Annotated in this window: 16 protein-coding genes and 3 tRNA genes; 11 read left to right on the top strand and 8 right to left on the bottom strand. The window is 29.7% G+C overall.

Annotated features, from left to right (window positions below; genetic code table 4):
* Positions 1 to 140: 140 nt before the first annotated feature.
* The 7 genes from secA to VBM90_RS01730 all read left to right on the top strand — a co-directional run bounded on the left by secA (position 141) and on the right by VBM90_RS01730 (position 7,264).
* The gene (gene secA, locus VBM90_RS01760; protein WP_323176659.1) at positions 141 to 2,954 is read left to right on the top strand and encodes a preprotein translocase subunit SecA; all 2,814 of its coding nucleotides are present in this window, start codon (positions 141 to 143) and stop codon (positions 2,952 to 2,954) included.
* Between the two features lie 61 nt (positions 2,955 to 3,015).
* Positions 3,016 to 3,627: a hypothetical protein gene (locus tag VBM90_RS01755; protein WP_323176658.1), complete on the top strand. Its 612-nt coding sequence runs from the start codon at positions 3,016 to 3,018 to the stop codon at positions 3,625 to 3,627.
* A 185-nt stretch (positions 3,628 to 3,812) separates the two neighbouring features.
* The gene (locus VBM90_RS01750; protein WP_323176657.1) at positions 3,813 to 5,432 is read left to right on the top strand and encodes an ABC-F family ATP-binding cassette domain-containing protein; all 1,620 of its coding nucleotides are present in this window, start codon (positions 3,813 to 3,815) and stop codon (positions 5,430 to 5,432) included.
* Between the two features lie 2 nt (positions 5,433 to 5,434).
* Positions 5,435 to 6,115 carry a 16S rRNA (uracil(1498)-N(3))-methyltransferase gene (locus VBM90_RS01745; RefSeq protein ID WP_323176656.1) on the top strand — a complete coding sequence of 227 codons (681 nt, stop codon included), beginning with the start codon at positions 5,435 to 5,437 and terminating at the stop codon, positions 6,113 to 6,115.
* A gap of 172 nt (positions 6,116 to 6,287) precedes the next feature.
* Positions 6,288 to 6,722 (top strand): 50S ribosomal protein L13, encoded by a 435-nt coding sequence (gene rplM, locus VBM90_RS01740; protein ID WP_257089389.1) that lies wholly within the window; start codon positions 6,288 to 6,290, stop codon positions 6,720 to 6,722.
* Positions 6,723 to 6,724: 2 nt separating this feature from the next.
* Complete coding sequence (gene rpsI, locus VBM90_RS01735; protein ID WP_323176655.1) at positions 6,725 to 7,123, top strand: 30S ribosomal protein S9; 399 nt, start codon at positions 6,725 to 6,727, stop codon at positions 7,121 to 7,123.
* A gap of 64 nt (positions 7,124 to 7,187) precedes the next feature.
* A tRNA-Ile gene (locus VBM90_RS01730) sits at positions 7,188 to 7,264 on the top strand.
* A gap of 170 nt (positions 7,265 to 7,434) precedes the next feature.
* On the opposite strand, the gene VBM90_RS01725 is transcribed toward VBM90_RS01730, so the two are convergent.
* Both VBM90_RS01725 and VBM90_RS01720 read right to left on the bottom strand, forming a co-directional pair.
* Positions 7,435 to 7,510, bottom strand: a tRNA-Lys gene (locus VBM90_RS01725).
* Between the two features lie 8 nt (positions 7,511 to 7,518).
* Positions 7,519 to 7,604: transfer RNA gene (locus tag VBM90_RS01720), tRNA-Leu, on the bottom strand.
* Positions 7,605 to 7,714: 110 nt separating this feature from the next.
* On the opposite strand from VBM90_RS01720, the gene VBM90_RS01715 reads away from it, so the two are divergent.
* Together VBM90_RS01715 and rsmG are read left to right on the top strand one after the other, a co-directional pair.
* Positions 7,715 to 8,701 (top strand): ribose-phosphate pyrophosphokinase, encoded by a 987-nt coding sequence (locus VBM90_RS01715; protein ID WP_323176654.1) that lies wholly within the window; start codon positions 7,715 to 7,717, stop codon positions 8,699 to 8,701.
* Positions 8,688 to 9,377 (top strand): 16S rRNA (guanine(527)-N(7))-methyltransferase RsmG, encoded by a 690-nt coding sequence (gene rsmG, locus VBM90_RS01710; protein WP_323176653.1) that lies wholly within the window; start codon positions 8,688 to 8,690, stop codon positions 9,375 to 9,377. Before VBM90_RS01715 ends, rsmG begins: the two co-directional genes overlap by 14 nt.
* Positions 9,378 to 9,498: 121 nt before the next feature.
* Here the strand turns inward: rsmG and der are convergent, their stop codons facing one another.
* The 4 genes from der to VBM90_RS01690 all read right to left on the bottom strand — a co-directional run bounded on the left by der (position 9,499) and on the right by VBM90_RS01690 (position 12,761).
* Positions 9,499 to 10,809, bottom strand: coding sequence for a ribosome biogenesis GTPase Der (der, locus tag VBM90_RS01705; RefSeq protein ID WP_323176652.1), 1,311 nt, complete (start codon positions 10,807 to 10,809; stop codon positions 9,499 to 9,501).
* Positions 10,802 to 11,488, bottom strand: a complete 687-nt coding sequence (cmk, locus tag VBM90_RS01700; protein ID WP_323176651.1) for a (d)CMP kinase — start codon at positions 11,486 to 11,488, stop codon at positions 10,802 to 10,804. The genes der and cmk overlap by 8 nt, the downstream gene beginning before the upstream one ends.
* Positions 11,489 to 11,498: 10 nt before the next feature.
* Complete coding sequence (locus VBM90_RS01695; RefSeq protein ID WP_323176650.1) at positions 11,499 to 11,894, bottom strand: hypothetical protein; 396 nt, start codon at positions 11,892 to 11,894, stop codon at positions 11,499 to 11,501.
* Positions 11,895 to 11,981: 87 nt separating this feature from the next.
* Positions 11,982 to 12,761, bottom strand: coding sequence for a hypothetical protein (locus VBM90_RS01690; RefSeq protein WP_323176649.1), 780 nt, complete (start codon positions 12,759 to 12,761; stop codon positions 11,982 to 11,984).
* 136 nt (positions 12,762 to 12,897) lie between these two features.
* On the opposite strand from VBM90_RS01690, the gene ftsY reads away from it, so the two are divergent.
* The gene (gene ftsY / locus VBM90_RS01685; RefSeq protein WP_323176648.1) at positions 12,898 to 13,947 is read left to right on the top strand and encodes a signal recognition particle-docking protein FtsY; all 1,050 of its coding nucleotides are present in this window, start codon (positions 12,898 to 12,900) and stop codon (positions 13,945 to 13,947) included.
* Positions 13,937 to 14,167: a sigma factor-like helix-turn-helix DNA-binding protein gene (locus VBM90_RS01680; RefSeq protein ID WP_323176647.1), complete on the top strand. Its 231-nt coding sequence runs from the start codon at positions 13,937 to 13,939 to the stop codon at positions 14,165 to 14,167. Before ftsY ends, VBM90_RS01680 begins: the two co-directional genes overlap by 11 nt.
* Positions 14,168 to 15,004: 837 nt before the next feature.
* Here VBM90_RS01680 and VBM90_RS01675 read toward each other — a convergent pair.
* Both VBM90_RS01675 and VBM90_RS01670 read right to left on the bottom strand, forming a co-directional pair.
* The gene (locus VBM90_RS01675; RefSeq protein ID WP_323176646.1) at positions 15,005 to 16,957 is read right to left on the bottom strand and encodes a DNA topoisomerase subunit B; all 1,953 of its coding nucleotides are present in this window, start codon (positions 16,955 to 16,957) and stop codon (positions 15,005 to 15,007) included.
* A gap of 240 nt (positions 16,958 to 17,197) precedes the next feature.
* Entirely contained in the window at positions 17,198 to 18,319 is a 1,122-nt protein-coding gene (locus VBM90_RS01670; RefSeq protein WP_323176645.1) for a thermonuclease family protein, read from the bottom strand.
* Between the last annotated feature and the right edge of the window lie 15 nt (positions 18,320 to 18,334).

Genomic DNA, 18,334 nt, shown 5'->3' with positions numbered 1-18,334 from the left:
TAAATATTCATATAATAATTATTAACCTGAAAATTACTTTTTCAACAGACACATAGTGTTAAAAGTCAAAAAGACCCATTCAACTGATAAAAGTTAATAGGTCTTTTTTATTTTATAAATAAAAAAGTATAATTGAACTTATGAAAAGTTGAAAACAATTATTAGACTTCAAAACATCAGAAATGCGTATTGCTGAGAAAGCTTTAAAGAAAATTAATCAGCTTGAAAGCATAGTTTCTAAGTTTACAGATGAAGAACTTAAATCTAAAACAGAATACTTTAAAAAGCTATTAGAAAAAGGTTATTCATTAGAAGACATTCGTAATGATGCTTTTGCAGTAGCTAGAGAAGCAACAAAGAGGGTTTTAGGTAAAAGACCTTATGATGTTCAAATATTAGGTGGATTACTTTTAGATTTAGGTTCAGTAGCTGAAATGAAAACTGGTGAAGGTAAAACAATTACATCTATTGCTCCGGTTTACTTGAATGCTCTTTTAGGTAAAGGTGCGATTGTATCTACAGTTAACGAATACTTAACTGAACGTGATGCAACTGAAATGGGTGCTGTGTTTAATTTTTTAGGACTTACTGTTGGGATTAATAAAGCACAAATGAATGAGGATGATAAAAGAAAAGCTTATGCAGCTGATATTACTTATTCAGTTCACTCTGAACTTGGGTTCGATTACTTAAGAGATAATATGGTCTCAAATAAGAATAACAAAGTTCAAAGAGGACTTCAGTTCTGTTTAATCGATGAGGTTGACTCAATCTTAATCGATGAAGCTAAAACACCTCTTATCATTTCAGGTGGAGAAAAAGATGATACAGCAGCTTACTTTGCTGCTGACCAATTCGTTAGAACTCTTGGTCCTGAAGATTACATAGTTGATGAAGAGTCAAAGGCTGTAGCGCTAACACACTCAGGGATTGCTAAAGCTAATGAGTTTTACAAAACTGATGGACTTTATAAAATTGAAAACTCTGAAAATGTTCACTTAATCCAAAATGCTTTAAGAGCACATAAAATTATGCGTATTGATGTTGAGTACATTGTCCGTGAAGGAAAAATCGAATTAGTTGATGCATTCACTGGTCGTATAATGGATGGACGTAGCTATTCAGAAGGGCTTCAACAAGCTATCCAAGCCAAAGAAATGGTTGAAGTTGAACCTGAAACAAAAACTTTAGCAACCATTACTTATCAAAACTTTTTCAGAATGTTCAAAAAGCTTTGTGGAATGACCGGTACAGGAAAAACTGAAGAGCAAGAATTCATTGATATCTACAATATGAGAGTTAATGTTGTTCCTACAAATAAACCAATTGTTCGTGTGGATGAACCTGATTCAATTTTTGCAACTGCTAAAGCAAAATGAAATGCAGTTGCTGACAAAATTGAAGAACTTTACAAAAAAGGTCAGCCAGTTTTAGTTGGTACTGCTCAAATTGAAGATTCAGAAGTAATTCATAGACTTTTAACACATAGAGCAATTCCTCATAGAGTTTTAAATGCTAAACAAAATGCATCTGAAGCTGAAATTATTTCGCATGCTGGTGAAGTTAAATCAGTTACTATTGCCACAAACATGGCTGGTCGTGGAACTGACATTAAGCCCACACCTGAAGCCTTAGAACTTGGTGGATTATACGTTTTAGGAACAGATAAAGCTGAATCAAGAAGAATTGATAACCAGCTAAGAGGGCGTTCAGGACGTCAAGGAGATGTTGGTACAAGTAAATTCTTTATTTCTATTGATGATCAATTAATGCAACGTTTTGCAAACTATGAAAGTTTCAGAGAAGCTTACTCAAAAGATGGTGACAAAGAAGTTACTAATAAACAACTTAGATTTGCTTTCAATCACGCTCAAAAGAAAATTGAAGGTTTCAACTATGACTCACGTAAATCAGTTTTAAATTATGACGACGTTATTAGACAACAACGTGACTTAATTTATGCGCAACGTGATTTAATCTTATACAGCAGTGACATAGTGTTTATCGTTCAAAGAATGATAGCATCTGCTGCTAGAACGATTGTTAGAAGTGGTGAATATAGATTGCATAATAATGTTTATCATTATGAAGCTCTTGTAGACTTTTTAAATGAAAACATTGGTAAATTCATTAAATTCCACTTTGATATTAATGACATTTCAAAAGTTCACGAAACAGATTTACCAGAATATATTGCTAACATCATTCTTTCAATTTATCAAGATTGAGAAAAGAATGCAATAGAAAACACTTCAGAAGAAGAGTTAATAAGACACTTAAGAGCACTTATTTTAGGTACATTAGATGAAAAATGACAAAGTCATATCAACTTAATGGACAAATTACGTTCAAACGTTAACTTAGCTCAATATTCACAAAAGAACCCCTACCAAATTTATACAGAGGAAGGGACAAAAGCTTTCTACAAAATGATTGATGATATTGCTTATGGAGTGCTTTTAAAAGTCTTCTCAGACAGAATTGGAATGAAGACATTATTCACAAAACAAATGAAAGCTGACCCAATATTCCAACAAATTCTTACGTCATTCAGAATTGATCCATACAAATCAATTGAAGAGCAAGAAAAAGTTGTTATTGAAACTTACGAGTTAATTAAGAAAAGAATGGAAGAGCTAGAGCAACAAAAGAAAGCTGAGCAAGAAAAATTAGCTCAAGCAGCTAGTGAACCAATTGAAGTTCCGGTTGAAAATCAACTACAAAATCAAGAAGTAGTTAGATTAGATGAAAAACCAAAAAAAGTTAAAAAACAAAGTAATAAAACTAATAAAAATATTGCTATAAATCTTGATAATAAACTTTATAATTGTAGTAATATTGCTTATATTAAAGATAATGAACATAAAATTAGTCGTTCAGTAGCTCTTGCACCAAAAAGAAGACAACCACAAAGACCAAGGCTAAATATCAATGTTTATGTAAAACATAAATAAAAATTGTTCAAAATCATAAATTTATTAAATCTAAATAGTTTGAAAATAAAAGGAGATCCTTATGGCACAAGTAGAATTAGAAGTTAAATTAGATGGAAATTGTAAAGTATGTAAATCACCAAGAATTCAATGTGTTTGTTTATCATGTCCTTGTTTAGGAGGAAAATACCACGTTGAACAAATGTCAATTGTTGAAGAAGTTAAAAACGAAGAAGTATTAGTAGAAGAAACTGTAGTTGAAGAAGAACAACCAGTAGAAGAAAAAGAAACAGTTGTATATTCAGAAGTGAAAGAAGAACCTAAAGAAGAATACGTTTATGTTGAATCAGACTTAACACGTGAAGAAAATATTATCGAACCTGTTGGTGGACACAGATGTGGTGGACACTGCTTAGCAAACAGAAACGCTAATATGATTAAAAGAGAAGCAGAAGTTGTTTACAGCTCATCAGCATTAGCTAAAGAAGAATGTGGATGTGAAGAAGAAAAACAAACATGTTGTGTAGGTGAATGTAATTGTGAACAAGTTGAAGAAAGAGTAGAAGTAGCAGTTAGAGAAGTTACAGAACAAGTAGTTGAAGAAGTTATTGTTAAAAACTACTACACATTACATCCAGTTGCAAACAAATTCAGAGAATACAGCGAAGAAGTTATTACAGAATTCAAAAAATAATTTATCTTTCACATAGCAAATTTGCTATGTGATTTTTATTTTTATGGTATTATTTTTAGGAGCCGACATCGAAGTGAAAACTTAGATGTGTACTGCCTTCAATTTGAAGGTTTTTTTATTCAAAATAATATAAAATATATAAATCATTAATTTATATATTGTTAATTAAGACAAAGGAGCTAAATATGATTGAAGTTCAAAATTTAAGCAAGATTTTTAGTGATAAAAAATTATTTGAAAACGTAAACTTAAAATTCACAGAAGGTAACACTTATGGAATTATCGGTGCTAATGGTGCTGGTAAATCAACATTTTTAAAAATAGTTGCAGGTGACATTGAACCATCAGGTGGAAATATTGTTATCGAGAAAAACAAACGTATTTCTGTATTAAGTCAGGATCATAATGCATATGATGATTACAATGTTACTGAAGTTGTAATTATGGGGAACACTGATTTATACAAAATCAAAGAAGAAAAAGATGCAATTTATATGAACCCTGATGCAACTGATAAAGATTATGAAAGGGCAGCTGATTTAGAAGAAAAATATGGTATGTTAGGTGGATGAACAGCAGAAAATGATGCGCAAGAACTTTTAAGTAACTTACATATACCTAAAGAAAAATGAGAAGCTCCAATGAGAGAGCTTACAGCTAATCAAAAAATCAAGGTTCTCTTAGCTAAAGCATTATTTGGAAATCCTGATATTTTAATTATGGACGAGCCAACTAACCACTTAGACCTTAGAAGTATTAGATGACTTGAAAACTTCTTGATCGACTACCCTAACGTTGTTATTGTAGTCAGCCACGACAGTGACTTCTTAGATGCTATCTGTACACATATTGTTGACATTGATTACAATGAAGCAAAAATTTACACAGGTAACTATTCATTCTGAAAACAAAGTTCAGAGTTAGCTAGAGAAATGATGAAGCAATCAAATCTTAAAAAAGAAGCGCAAATCGAAAAACTTAAAGAATTCATCGCACGTTTCAGTGCTAATGCATCTAAATCAAGACAAGCTACATCACGTAAGAAAGCTCTTGAAAAAATTTCACTTGATGAAATTAAACCTTCAAATAGAAAATATCCATTCGTTCGTTGAGAAATGAACCGTGATCACGGTAAACAAATTTTAAATGTTGAAGGTTTAACATACAAAAATGATAAAGGTGAAACTTTATTTGAAAACGTATCATTCTCACTGAAACCAGGTGAAAAAATGGTTATTGTTGGAGAAGATGACATTGCTAAAACAAAATTATTAGAATGTTTACTTGGAATTAACAAACCAACTTCAGGAACAGTTGAATGAGGACAAACAATTACACCTTCATACTTCCCTAATGAAAATAGTAAATACTTTGATACAGATGAAAACATTCTTGAATGAATTTCTAAGTGACCACTTGAAAATAAAGAAAAAGAAAACAGAGAAAATGATGATGCTAGAATGCGTGGGTTCTTAGGTCGTATGTTATTTAGCAATGATTCAGTATTCAAAAAAGTTAAAGTAACTAGTGGGGGAGAAAAAGCTAGATTAATGTTCTCAAGAATGATGCTTCTTGAATCTAACTTTATCATCTTAGACCAACCATTAGATCACTTAGATGCTGAAAGTATTGACTCAGTTATTGAAGGTGTTAAAAACTTCAAGGGTGGAGCAATTTTCACAACATATAACAGAGCATTTGTTAACCAATGTGCCGATGTTATTTTAGAACTTCAATCACCTACAAAGAGCTTCTTATTCAGAGGTTCTCTTGAAGAATATGAAGAAATTATGCAAGATAACTAATTATGAATAGATTTTTTGTAACAGAGAAAAAGAATGACTCTTTTGTTTTATCAAAAGAAACATTAAAACATCTTCAAGTTATCAGAATAGACGCAAAACCTTTTATTTGTGTTTACAATGAAGAATTTTATGAATGTGTATTAGATAATAATGCAGCGAAAATAATTAAAAAAATAGAACAAAATCATGAACATAAATATGAAGTTGTTCTTGCAATGGCTGTAATTAAGTTAGATCGTTTTGAATGAGCACTACAAAAAGCTACAGAACTTGGAGTTACAAAAATAATTCCACTAAAAACTCAATACACAAATCACGACTTGCTTAAATTTAATAAATTTAGCTCAAAATATGAAAGATTTAAAACTATTTTGCAAAATGCAGCTGAGCAATCATTTAGAAATAAAATTCCAGTTTTAAGTGAATTAATGACATTAAAACAAGTGTTAAATCTGCCAATTGATGATAAATATATAGCGCATGAAAAAATTGATATTTCATCAAACTTACCACAACCAATTGATAGTGATGTTATTTTCTTAGTTGGACCTGAAGGTGGTTTTTCAGATGAAGAAATCAATTTAGCTGCAAAAAATAATGTAAAAGTTGTTTCATTAGGTTCAAGAATTTTAAGAGCAGAAACAGCAGCAATTTTCATGTTATCGCAAATGAAAATTGATTAATAAAATTAATTAAGAAAATATATAAAATACCTAGAATATAGGTCTAAAAAACATAATAAACCATATGTAAAAAAATGAGTATAAAAAAACTTATGTGGTATAATAAATAAGCAATTTATAAATTTATAAACCGAGATAAATTTTTTATTATTAACGTATATAGGAGGATAGCGTGAGACAAACAACAATAGTTAATACTCAACAAGCTAACAAAAAATGATATGTTATTGATGCTGAAGGACAAGTATTAGGGCGTTTAGCTGCTCAAGTTGCATCAATTTTAAGAGGGAAAAACAAACCTACATTTACACCTAACGCAGATATGGGTGACTTTGTTATCATCGTAAATGCAGAAAAAGTAGTTTTAACAGCTAAAAAAGAAGAAAACAAAATTTACTACTCACACTCAGGATACCCAGGTGGATTAAAAAGCATTACAGCAGCAAAATTAAGAGTTAAAAGACCTACAGCTTTAATTGAAAAAGCAGTAAGTGGAATGATTCCTCACACAAAATTAGGAAACAAACAACGTCGTAGTTTATTTGTGTATGCTGGACCAAACCACAAACACGAAGCTCAACAACCAGAAAGATTAGAGGTTAAATAATTATGGCTAAAGAAACAGTTATGTACCGTGGATTAGGAAGAAGAAAATCTTCAGTTGCTCGTGTTAGATTAACACCAGGTAAAGGTAAATTTGTTATTAACAACCGTGATGCTAGAGAATACTTAACATCTGACATTTACTTAAAAGATGCTAACCAACCTTTTGTTTTAACAGATACATTTGGAACATTTGATGTTAGTGTAAACGTAAGTGGTGGTGGTCTTAGTGGTCAAGCAGGTGCTATTAGATTAGGTATTGCACGTGCTTTATTAGAAGCTAACCCTGAATATCGTTCAGCTTTAAAAGTAGCTGGAATGCTTACAAGAGATGCTCGTGCTAAAGAACGTAAAAAACCAGGTTTACGTGCAGCACGTCGTGCAAGACAATTCTCAAAACGTTAATAAAATTAATAATATTTTGTACTTCTGTTTTAATAGTTTTATGCTATAATAGAAGTACATTTATGCGAGCGTAGCTCAGCTGGTTAGAGCACACGACTGATAATCGTGAGGTCGATGGTTCAAGTCCATTCGTTCGCACCATTTCATAAAGATGACCTTATTTTACCAACTAGAAATAGTTGGTTTTTTCTTGATCTTTTTTTATAAATTAAAGAAATTGATTTTTACTTATATGACTAGCTCACTACTGCAAAAGTAAAAAAAGGAATAAAAAAAGAACCTTTTAAGGTTCCTCGGTCAATTTCTTGAAATGGTACGTCCTAGAGGATTCGAACCTCTGACCCAATGGTTAAAAGCCATTTGCTCTACCTGCTGAGCTAAGGACGCACATTTTTTGGTGCCCAGGACTGGACTTGAACCAGCACGGTATTGCTACCGAGGGATTTTAAGTCCCTTGTGTCTACCATTCCACCACCTGGGCATTTCTTTTGCTTGAATATTATAACACAGAAAAAATAAAACAAAGTATTTTTTTAATATTTTTATTTAAATAATAAAGCAACAAAAAGGGTAAAATATAAATGAGGAAAAATGAATAAAGATCAAACAGTTATTTTTGGTATGCATAATTCAGAAAAATTAGCAAAAAAGATTTCTGAACTTGTTAATATACCACTTTCAAAAGCAACAAGAACAGTTTATACTGATGGTGAAGCAATGTGAGTAGCTGAAGAAACTGTTAGAAACAAAGATGTTTACATCATTGCTTCAACATCAAAACCTGTAAATGATAATTTAATGGAATTATTGTTATTTATTGACTCACTTAAAAGAGCAAGCGCAGGTTCGATCAATGTATGTTTAAGCTACTATGGATATGCTCGTCAAGACAGAAAAGCATCAGGAAGACAACCAATTGGAGCTAAATTAGTTGCTAATTTACTTCAAGTAGCAGGTGCTACTAGAATGATTTGTGTTGACTTACATAACCCTTCAATTCAAGGTTTCTTTGATATTCCTGTTGATGATTTAAGAGCACAATATCCACTTGCATTAGCATTAAGAAAACTTAATACATCATTCACAGTTGTATCTCCAGACCACGGTGGAACTGTAAGAGCTAGAAAACTTGCTGAATTAATAGCGAACACAATTAAAATTACAATTATTGACAAGAGAAGAAATGCTGATAATCAAACTGAAGTAATGGGTATTATCGGTGATATCAAAGGTCAAAATGCGGTTATTGTGGACGATATTATTGATACAGGTGGAACAATTAAAAAAGCAGCACAAACATTAAAAGATAATGGTGCTAATAAAATTATTGTTGTTGCAACACACGGCGTGTTTTCAAAAGGGTTTGATATTTTTGAAAACGACCCTAACATCGAAAAAGTTATTGTTACAGACAGTATTGATAACAATGAATTACTAGAAAAATACTCAAAATTACAAATTGTTTCATTAGGTGAATTTATAGGAAAAGTGATTAATGCATCTCTAAATGGTGGAAGCATTACAAATGTATACACAGAAATAAAGGAACAAATAAATAATTACAATGATGAGAAGTAAAGAACTTGTTAGAGAATTATGCATTAAAAATAACTGAGATTTTAGTTTATTTGAAGCTTATGTTAATCTAATTGAAGAGAAAAACAAAGTTATGAATTTAACTGGTTTTTCAGATGAAAGACTTTGAAATGAAGGTATTTACGAATCTTTAGTATTTATGGTTGAAATCACTAAGGACTTACAAAGTGGAACTATTTTAGACATTGGAGCAGGAGCAGGTTTTCCATCAATTCCATATGTGTTAACAAAGCCTAAAAACAAAGTAGTTATATATGAACCGCTTTTAAAAAGAGTTAACTTCTTAAATGAAGTTATTGAGAAGTTAAATTTATCAGATTATGTAACTGTTTACAAATATAGAGCTGAAGATGTAAAGGAAACTAATCAATTCGATGTTGTTACAGCAAGAGCTGTAGCAACTGTAAAAGCTTTAAGTATGGCTGCTTTACACTTAGTTAAAGTTAATGGTTCATTATCTTTATTAAAAGGTAAAAAAGCTAATGAAGAACTTAATGACGCAAAGAACATTTTAAAAGATGTTAAAGTTCAATATTCAGTAAAACCTTTTATTGATGAGAATATTGATAGAGAAAATTACATTGTCTCAATTAAGAAATTAGAAAATACACCAAAAAGATTTCCTTATTTATGAAAAGATATTAAGAAGGTTAATTAATTTATTCAAAGATAGCATCAAGCTATCTTTTTTATTTCAATTTTGCTTTCTCACTTTATTAATAGAGTTTTGTGTTTCGATAAAAAATGCATATGATCGAAATCATATGCATAGTTTTTAATTATTCAATAGCATCTTTCTTGTTTTTGAAGTTCATTTTAATAGGACAACCTCTAAAATCAAATGTTTGACGTAATTGATTTTCAAGGAATCTTTGATATGAGAAGTGTAAGTATTTTTTATTGTTAACAAAGAAAGTGAATGTAGGAATTTTTGCTTTTTCTTGTCTTGCAAAGTAGATATTTAATCTACCACCATTGAATGGAATAGCAGGTTGAATAATTTGAGTTTCTAATATCAAGTTTGATAATAATGATGGTTTGATTTGACGTTCTAAGTTTGCTCTAACTAAGTTAATTGTGTCATAAAGTTTGTTTAATCTTTGGTTGTATTTAGCTGAAATAAATACAAATGGAACTCATGGAACAAAGTGGAATTTGTTTCTAAGTCTTTTTTCATATTCAGTCATTGTGTTTGTTTCTTTTTCAATTAAGTCTCACTTGTTAATTACAATGATAACTGGTTTTTCATTATCTAATGCATAACCAATAATTCTTGAATCAAAGTGCGAAACTTCTTCTTGTGAAGCATCAATAACGATAAGTGATAAATCAGCTTCTGAAAGTGAGTTCATAGCACGCATAAGTGCATAGTGGTCAACTGATTCAACTAATTTTGACTTCTTAGTTATACCGGCAGTATCAATAACATTGTATGTTTTTCCATCAATATCAATTAATGATGTAACTGAATCACGAGTTGTGCCGGCAATATCTGAAACAATTGAACGTTCCTCTTTAGCTAAATTGTTTAAAAGTGAAGATTTACCTGCGTTAGGTTTTCCAATAATAGCTAAATTAAATGCGTCGATTTCTTCAGGGTCTGAGTAATCTAAAACTTCAATACATTTAGTTAAAACATCCCCAATCCCTTCTCCGTGAAGAGCTGAAATTGGATAAATATGATCAACTCCTAAACTATATCAAGAGTAATCAAATTGTTGTGTGTCTTCAAGTTTGTTAGCTACAGCAATGATTGGTTTTTTAGATCTACGTAAAATGTTCATAATGAATAAGTCGTCATTTGTAATTTCACTAGTTCCATCAAATAAGAAGATGATTGCATCAGCTTCTTCAATAGCGATTTTAGCTTGGATTTGAATTTGTTCTTGGAATGGTCTGTTTTCAATTTCAATTCCACCAGTGTCAATGATTTTAATTTCGTGACCAGTTCAAACAATACGTTCGTAAAGTCTGTCACGTGTAACACCAGGCTGATCGTGCACAATAGAAACTTTTCTTCCTACAAGCTTATTGAAAAAAGTACTTTTCCCTACATTTGGTTTCCCTACAATTGCAACTGTATTACGCATTTTGTCCCTTCTTTGCTTTTAATTTTTGGTTAACAATATCAATAATTTTGTTTTCAACTTCTTCAGTTGTTAGTTCAGTACAATCAATATAAATAGCATCTTCTGTTTTATGTAATGGATCAACTTCTCTATGGATATCTTGTTGATCACGTAATTCAACTTCTTTTAAAACCTCTTGGTAGTTTGTGTTGTAACCTAATATTTTGTTTTGTTCATATCTTCTTTGCGCTCTGATTTCTGGTGTAGCTCATAAGAAAATTTTAACTTCAGCGTGAGGTAGGATTCTGAAAGTTGTATCTCTTCCATCAATGATGTAACCCTTATGTCTTAAAGTCATATGTTGAATAAATTTAACAACAAATGCTCTAACTTCAGGAATTTTAGCCACAGTAGGAGTAACTTTTGAAATATAGTCAGCTCTAATTTTAAGTGAGATATCATTTCCATCTAATAAAGTTATATCGTTAGGCAATAACTCAATGTTGATTGTTTCAAGAGATTTAATTACACCTGCTGTATCAGTTGTTAAAATATTCTGTTCAAGAGCATTTAATGTGATTGCTCTATAAACTGAACCACTGTTAATAAAAGTGTAATTTAATCTTTGAGCAAGATTTTTAGAAACAGTTGATTTACCAACACCGTTTGGACCATCAATGGCTATATTAACTTTTCTCATATTTCCCTCTTTAAAGTTTTATTTTATTTTTATTGATTTTTGTACTTTTTGTATCTTCCTGTTTATTGTTCTCTGGATAAAGAGAATTTAGGACATATTTTAATTCAGGTAGATTATTATCGAAAATTACATAATCATCCATGAAGTCAATTGAATTCATTTCAAGATTTAATTCAAGCTTATTTAATTGCTCTTTGATTTTTAAGATTTGTTCATAAGGTTTATACAAATCTGATTTAGGTATCGTTTTAGTGTTTGAAATGGTGTTGATGTATTTTGGGATGAAAACAGAAGTGTTTGAAAATGTTTTATACAACCATTCGTATTCTTTTTTCAATTCAACATCATCATTTATTGCAAGAATTTTCATTCTTTTAAATAATTTAGTTTCTCTATCAACACTCATTTTTACGTACCTCTTTAAATTCCTTTTTATTTTAGCATAATAAATTAATTATATTAATTTATTACAAAAAAAGAGCATTTGAGCTCTTTATGCAAACTTTTTAAGTACTATTTCCTCAAATAATTTTTCATCAATTTTGTTAATAACTGACACTTCTTTTTGTGCTGATTTAAGCACAAAAAGGATATATTCTTTGTTATTGCTAAAATGTGAAGCTAACAATGTATCTTCTGTAAAAGTCACTTCATTTTGTTCATAAACTTTATTAACATACGGCGATTGTGAAATAAAGAAAATTGATTGATCTACAATTTTGCTTAAAAACATTTTTGTTCCAAATTTCTTAAAAAACAACATATTCCCAACTTGATCCTTGAATGTTACAGGTATGTTTCTTGAATATTTGTTTGCTCTTGTGAATGAACCAAGAATGTTAATGTCATATTTTTCGATATCAAATTCATCAAATTCTTTCTTAGAAATTTGAATTCTTGATTTTTGAACAAATACAATCACAATAATCATAAATGAAATTAAAACTGCAAGCATAACACAAGATAAATAGAATACTATTGATGAAACTGAAATTGCACTGAATGAAAGTGTGACTGTTTCGGTTGTTTTTGTTTTTTCATTAACTTGTGAACCAATTAATTTAATTACTTCTGTAGCATTTAAAACAAATAAAATTAAGCTAATTGCAAAGAAGCCAAATCCAGCTAATGCTGAATAAATTGATTTCATTTGCATGTCTTTGTATGCGAATCTACCCTTAATTAATTTAAGGTAATTGATTAATCTATATGCACAGTAATAAATGATTAAAGTAAATATTACTTGCATAGCTACCATTACTAAACTACTCATAAAATTATTTTACTATATTTAAATACCTATACTCAATATAAAGCAGAAATATATTTTTATTTTTACGTCTTGCACACTATGGTTTTAGTTTTATTTAGCTGATGTGATATTTTGATTTATAAAGTAAAATATAGATATGGGATTTTTTAAAAATTTAGTAAATAAGGTTTTTAATAGAAAACCTAAAGATGTTGAACAAGTTCAAGAAGAATTAGACAAAAAAGAGCATAAGAAAATAATCACAAGTGAGAAATTTAAGAAGTATGAACAAGGTTTAAATTCTTCTGCATCATTTGGAAAAAAACTTTTAGAGCTACAAAATAGACACGTAAAACTTGATGAAGACTTTTTTGATGAGTTTGAAGAGTTATTGATTATGTCTGATATTAATGCTTCATTAGTTGATGTTATGGTAGAAAGAATTAAACAAGAAATTAGATTAAACAACATTGACGATCCAAAAATGATTGGAGAAATTGTTGCTGATCAAATGTTTACAATTTACACAAACAACTCAGTTGTTAACACAAACCTAAACTATGAAGTTGGCAGATTAAATGTTTTTGTTTTTGTTGGTGTTAATGGATCAGGAAAAACAACTTCTATTGCTAAAATAGCAAACAAATATGTTAAAGAAGGGAAAAAAGTTTTAATTGCTGCTGCTGATACTTTCAGGGCCGGTGCCGTTGATCAATTAGGTGTTTGAGCACAAAGAATTGGTGCAGAAATTGTTAAACCTGCTCACGAAGGAGCTGATCCTTCTAGTGTTGTTTATCAAGCAGTTTCTAAAGCTAAAGAAGAAAATTATGATTTATTAATCATCGACACTGCCGGTAGATTACAAAATAAAGTTAACCTTATGAAAGAACTTGAAAAAATGATTGGTGTTATTAGAAAATTTGAACCTTCAGCACCACATGAATCATTATTAGTTCTTGATGCAACTACAGGTCAAAATGGATTATCTCAAGCAAGAAACTTCAAAGAAATTGCTAACTTGACTGGGATTATTCTTACCAAAATGGATGGAACATCAAAAGGTGGAATTGTTTTATCAATTAAAGATGAATATGACCTTGATGTTAAATATGTTGGTTTAGGTGAAAAACTAGATGACTTACAAGAATTTGATCTTGAATTATTTATTTATCAAATGACAAAAGCATTAATTGATAATGAACAATAAGTCATTAGAAAAAGTAATTAAATACACAGAGTTATTTGATAAATATGGTAATTTATTAACTCAAAATCAACAGCAAGTTTTTAAGTTATATTATGAACAAGATTTATCATATGCAGAAGTTGCTGAAGTCATGGCTACAAGTAGACAAGCTGCAACTGATGCAGTTAATAAAGCAATTCATAATTTACTTAAAATTGAGGAAAAAATGAACAAAATGTAGATGCTTTTGCATCTTTTTTTGTACAAAAAACACATCCAAGTACCATTAAATTGGATGTGCTAATAGGATATTATATGTATATTTTATGATTGGTTCAAGTGACGACTCTTGAACCAAATTATTTAATTAAAAATAAATTTTGATAAAGGAGTAATCTATGGAATTACCAAAGAATATTAATATCTACTAATTAATAAAGATAGTTAATATTTTGAAAATTTAAAATTTATATATGACGAACTGTGTGTTTAAATTTACAAAATTACTCAAATAAATATGATTAAAATTTCTTTATTTTAAAGAAATGTAAATACAAAATTTACTCTATAAAATAATGATAAAAATAAAAAGTTAAAACAACTAAATATAATATATAACAAAAATATAGTGAATATCTTTATTGATAATAATAAACTTGTATAAAAAACCTAATAATTTTAATGATTAATAATAAATGATATTAATAAATGTCTGTCTATTTTGTGACTTTATAAATTAAATTTTAAAATAATAGAATATTTTTTTGATATATAAAAGAATTTCCCTTTTGTTGCGACAATATATTTGTCGCACTTATATCATATTCCTTTTTAGTAAAGAAAATTATGAGCATAAAAATATTTTTTTAAAATAATTTTTGACTTTTATAATAGTGTGTAAGCGATAAAAGTTTTTCCTTATTTTTGAGGTTCAAAAAATTTTATATATTCCATTCATGTAATTTAAGGATTTTGTAATTTTTGTTAAAAATTAGTTGCAATAAAGTTTTAAATCTAAGCCTAAATTTTAGTGAAGAAAAAGCACATCCAGTTCATTTTTGGATGTGCATTTTTGACATTATAAATCGATATTTTTTACGTATTTTGCATTCTTTTGAATGAATTCTCTTCTCGGTTCAACTCTTTCGCCCATTAAGGTTTCAAAAATTGAATCTGATTTGTAAATGTCTTCAATTTGCACTTGAAGCATTTTTCTACGTTCAGGATCCATAGTTGTTTCTCATAGTTGTTCAGGATCCATTTCTCCAAGCCCTTTGTAACGTTGAATTGTAATTTTTTGACTAGGGTTTAATGTTGTGATTATTTCGTCTTTTTGATTATCGTTGAAAGCGTATTCAACAAATTTATTTTGTTGAATTTTGTATAAAGGAGGTTGAGCTATGTAAATAAATCCATACTCAATTAAAGGTCTAAAGTATCTGTAGAAGAATGTTAATAATAAAGTTCTAATGTGAGCACCATCGACGTCGGCGTCAGTCATAATAACAATCTTGTGGTATCTTAATTTGTTGATGTTAAATGTTTCTCCTCAACCTGTACCAATAGCTGTCATTAATGATGAAATTTCTTCTGAAGAAAGAACTTTTTCTTGACGAGATTTTTCGACGTTAATAATTTTCCCTCTTAATGGTAAGATAGCTTGAGTTTTTCTATCTCTACCCATTTTAGCCGAACCACCAGCTGAGTTCCCTTCGACAATATATAATTCAGAAATTTCAGGATTTTTAGATGTACAGTCAGCTAATTTACCTGGTAATCCACCTGATTCGAAAACATTTTTTCTTCTTGCATTTTCTCTAGCTGCATTAGAAGCTAAACGCCCCTTTTTAGCCATAGATGCAATTTCAATAATTTTCTTAGCATCAGCAGGATTTTCATTTAAGAATCTTTCTAAAATTGGACTAAACACTCTGTTAACAGCTTGACGAGCATCTTTTGAACCTAATTTTCCTTTTGTTTGTCCTTCAAATTCTGGATCAGGGTGTTTGATTGAGATAACTGCTGTAACACCTTCAATTAAATCGTCACGAGTAAATTTGTCACTTTCAGATTTAATAACACCTTTTTCAATTGCATAGTTATTAATTAAACGCATTAAGGCATCATAGAAACCAGAAACGTGAGAACCACCTTCATGTGTTGAAATGTTGTTTGTATATGAAATAATGTTTCCACGATATAAATCAGATAAGTATTGCATACCGACTTCAACACCAATAACAACATCCTCATCTTTATTATTTTTAACAGCAAATTCTCCATCTGCATAAATAACAGGTGTAACTGGCTTGTAACCGTCGCTTAATTCGTGTACGTAGTCAATAATTCCATTTTCATATAAGAATTCATAGTGTGTGTTATCTCTGTAGTCAGATACTGAAACATATAGACCTTTGTTAAGGTGTGCAATTTGCTTCGCGTGGTCTAAAATAATTTCTTTATCAAATGGTAATTCTTCCATAACTGAATAGTCAGGATGGAATTGAATTTTTGTTCCTGTTTCATTTGGGTTAGCAAGTTTTTCAATAACTTCTGTTGACTTAATAGTTTTCCCACCATTAGCAAACTCTGCATAGTATAAGTTCCCGTTTCTTTTAACTCAAGCTTTAAATGAGTCTGATAAAGCATTAACAACACTAGCCCCAACCCCGTGAAGTCCACCAGAAACTTTATATGCATTAGATTCGAATTTACCACCAGCATTAAGTTTTGTTAAAACAACCTCAAGTGCACTTATTCCAAATCTCGCGTGTGTATCAACAGGAATTCCACGACCATTATCTTCAACAATAATTGAGTTATCTTGTGTAATGATAATATCAATTCTATTGGCAAAACCAGCCATAGCTTCATCGACAGAGTTATCTACAATCTCTCAAATTAAGTGGTGTAAACCTGATTTAGATGTTGACCCAATGTACATACCAGGTCTTTTTCTAACGTGTTCTAATCCTTCTAAAAACTGAATATTACTTGCATCATAGTTATGCTCTTTTTTAACTTCAGACATCTATACCTCCATGTGTAAATGTAAATTTTAATAAATATTACATATTTATTAAAATATTATATAGATTTTTCAGAAAAATAGATTGTTATATTTGTGCAAGCGCATTTTTACTTTTACGGCTTGTACACTATTATAAAAGTGAAAAAATGTCTATTTTTACTAACTCACATATGTGTATGTAATATGCATAATTTAAGCTAATTAAATTAGATAAAAAAATCAAGCTTTCGCTTGATCAAATTATCAGTTCTTTCTAGGGTTCTTATAAAATACATCTTCGATTGGGTCAACTCAGAAACCTAATCTATTTTCTTTTGCATAATTTTGAGAATTCTTAATTTTGTGATACATTGTTTGTTCTTCTTCAGTTTCTGCGTAGAATTTTGTATCTGAACGGTCTAATGTAATGTAAGCAACTCTAGCTAAACCTGCTCTAATAAGCTGGTTTCCAAACTCTAAATCAGGATTTTTTCTTTCGTCTGGATATAAGAATACAATTCATCTTCCATAATCATCTTCTTTTAACTTATTAAAGTAGAAGAAGAAACCATGTGATTGAACTTGTTCTACGTAGTATTTTTTAGAAATTTGAGCTCAATAATTTTCTTTTGAAGCTAATTCATCTGAATTTGAACCTTTATCTGTTTCAGGAGTATCGATTCCTCTAGATCTTAATCCTAGACTTCTACCATTACGATTAGTTGATTGAGTTCCTGGTTGAATACCACTAACTAAATTCATATATGCACCATATAATGTGTCACCATCAACAATTCCTGACATATCAACAACAGCATAGTTTTGAGGTAATGATTTTTTAATTGTTGTGCTAAAACCTAAACTTGTTTGTAAATTTAATGATGATAAGTAATCCATCTCTTGCTGACTAGCAAAAGCTAAAAATAATTTACTTTTATAATTTTCTAAATTTACATCAATTTTATTAAGTGATTCAATTAAGTTTTGCTCATTTGCATAAGTTTGTCTTAAAAATCTTGATGTTTCAGTTAAATTGTTATATGTTTTTGAACCTAAAAATCATTGATGTCTAATTTCAGCAGTCATTTCATTGGCACTATCAAAAACTTTTACAACATTTCCTGCTTGAGTTAATAAATCTTGATTAGTAGTGTTTGAGTTTATTTTATTTTTGTAGCCGTTAACTAATTCAACCAAATTATTGTCAGTTGAATAATTAGTTTTAACTGTTTCTAGTTTTTGGATAAGTTCACTATTTGAATTATTAATAGGATTTGATGGTTCTTTTGGAACATCGTTTTTATTACCACATGAAATAGATAATGTAGTAGCGACTGGTAAAATTGCAAGTGAACTGAATAAAGATAATTTTTTAAATTTCATCTTGTCTCTTTTCTA

It is taken from the genome of Mycoplasma sp. 2704, assembly GCF_034863285.1.
Taxonomy (GTDB): domain Bacteria; phylum Bacillota_I; class Bacilli_A; order Mycoplasmatales; family Metamycoplasmataceae; genus Mycoplasmopsis.
The sequence above is the reverse complement of the archived record's forward strand: the minus strand, read 5'-3'. Positions and strand labels throughout refer to the sequence as shown.